Genomic DNA, 2,059 nt, shown 5'->3' on the forward strand with positions numbered 1-2,059 from the left:
GCACTGGGTCCGTCCCCCGGTGTGCGGATTTGGAACGAAAAGAACCGTCCCCCGACGTTCGACGTCGCTCCGGCGTGCGGATTTGGAACGAAAAGAACCGTCCCCCATCGTGCGACGTCGCCCCACCACCTCCTTCCGGACTGCGCTCGAGGGCACGTGGGAGCGTCTCGACCGGCGGGTACCGCGCGTTGAACTCGTCGAATCCCGGGTCCGACCGGCGCCCGGTTGCTACCTTTCTGGAATGACTTCGGCGCGCGGCTGGAGCCGTCGATGACGACGGCGGCGCAGTTGCCGCGTCCGGCGTTCGCCGATGCCCTCGCGCACCTCTCGCCCGGCTACTTCGCGCTGGTGATGGGCACCGGTATCGTCTCGATGGGCCTGCATCTGGCCGGGCTCGAGGGGGCGTCACTCGCCCTGCTGGTGATCGCGGCGGTCAGCTACGGCGTGCTGTGGGTGCTGTATCTGTGGCGCGCCGTCCGCTATCGGACCGAGATGCTGGCAGATCTGCGCGGTCCCGAAATGGCGTTCGCCTACTTCACCGTCGTCGCCGGCACCGACGTGCTCGCCGTCCGGCTCGTCCAGCAGGGACTCATCGACATAGCGATGCCGCTGTTCTTCTTCGGCGCGCTGCTCTGGTTCGTCTTCGGATATGTGCTGCCGTGGCAGGTCTTCATGACGCGCGACGGCAAGCCGATCCTGGCCCGAACCAACGGCACCTGGTTCATCTGGGCGGTGGCCAGCCAGTCGGTCGCCATCGGCATGGCGCAGGTGCAGCCGTACCTGCCGGGGGAGACCCGCTGGGTCGGCCTGGTCGCGGTGATGTCGTGGTCGGTGGGCGTCGTGCTCTACGCGGGCGTTGCGATGCTGGTGCTGCTGCGGATCATCCATTTCGGCATCACCCCGCGCGAGTTCGAACCGCCGTACTGGGTGGCGATGGGCGCGATGGCGATCGCGGTGGTCGCCGGCAGCAACATTCTCGGTATGCAGTCCACGCCGATGGTGGACGCCACCCGCAACCTGATCGCCGGCACCGTGGTGGTGTTCTGGTGCTTCTGCGTCTGGCTGATCCCGATGCTGGTCGGCGCCGGTGTGTGGCGGCATTTCGTGCACAAGGTGCCGCTGACCTACGTGCCGACGCTGTGGTCGATCGTCTTCCCGCTGGGCATGTTCGCCGTCGCCTCGATCAGCCTGGGTCGGGTGGACCGGCTCCCGCTGGTCGAAGTGGTCGGCGACGGCGCCCTCGTGGTGGCCACCATCGTCTGGGCGGTGGTGTTCATCGCGATGCTGCGGCGAATGGCCCAGGTCGCATGGGCGAGCCGGACGCGTCCACCCGCTGGTTGAGCCTGGCGGAACCGAGGTCGGACGCCCGCGCGGCGCGACCCCGTCATCCCGGGCTCCGACCCGGGATCTCGAACCGGGTCTTGGCAAGGTTGGCGGGCTAGCCCGGCAGCGGGACGGTGAGTACCCGCTCGATCTGCGCCCGCAGCGTGCCGGCCATGTCCACGTCGGCGGGGGAGAGCAGCCACTGCACCTGCAGCCCGTCCATCAGCGCGACCAGCGTGCGGGCCTGACCGGCGGGGTCGACGCCCCGCGCCAACAGGCCGGACGCTTTCGCGCGGGTCAGCGAGGCGGCGATGTCGGCGACGGTGCCGCGGTAGCGGTCCACGAAGTACTCGTGCGCCGGATGATCCGGGTCGGACGCCTCCGCCGACAGCACGGCGAACAGGGCCACCAGATGTGGCCGTTCGGCGTTGTGCCGGGCCAGTTCGACGAGAGTCGCCAGCGCGCCCAGCCCGGTTTCATCGGTGTCGGCGCCGGTGAAGCGGGCGGCGTCCTCGGCGTCCCGGCGCTCCAGGACGGCCTTCAGCAACGCCTCCTTGGAGCCGAAGTGATGCAGCAACCCGGTGCGGGAGATGCCGGCGGCCTCGGCCAGCTCCAGGATCGTGGCGTGCCGGTAGCCGACCCGCGCGAACAACTCGGTGGCGGCGGTGATGATCCGCTCGCGACGCAGCCGTCCGCTGGCGTAGCCACCCTCGCGTCCCGCCACCGGCGCGTCCCT

At 69.7% G+C, this 2,059-nt stretch carries 2 protein-coding genes; one reads left to right on the plus strand and one right to left on the minus strand.

Annotated features, from left to right (window positions below):
- Positions 1-270 precede the first annotated feature (270 nt).
- Positions 271-1,341: a tellurite resistance/C4-dicarboxylate transporter family protein gene (locus tag Q0066_RS15775; RefSeq protein WP_298134726.1), complete on the plus strand. Its 1,071-nt coding sequence runs from the start codon at positions 271-273 to the stop codon at positions 1,339-1,341.
- Positions 1,342-1,438: 97 nt separating this feature from the next.
- Here Q0066_RS15775 and Q0066_RS15780 read toward each other — a convergent pair.
- Positions 1,439-2,059, minus strand: a 621-nt coding sequence (locus tag Q0066_RS15780; RefSeq protein ID WP_298134728.1) for a TetR/AcrR family transcriptional regulator, incomplete at its 5' end; no start/stop codon positions are given.

Origin of the sequence: Micropruina sp. (assembly GCF_027492755.1) — a bacterium.
Taxonomy (GTDB): domain Bacteria; phylum Actinomycetota; class Actinomycetes; order Propionibacteriales; family Propionibacteriaceae; genus Micropruina.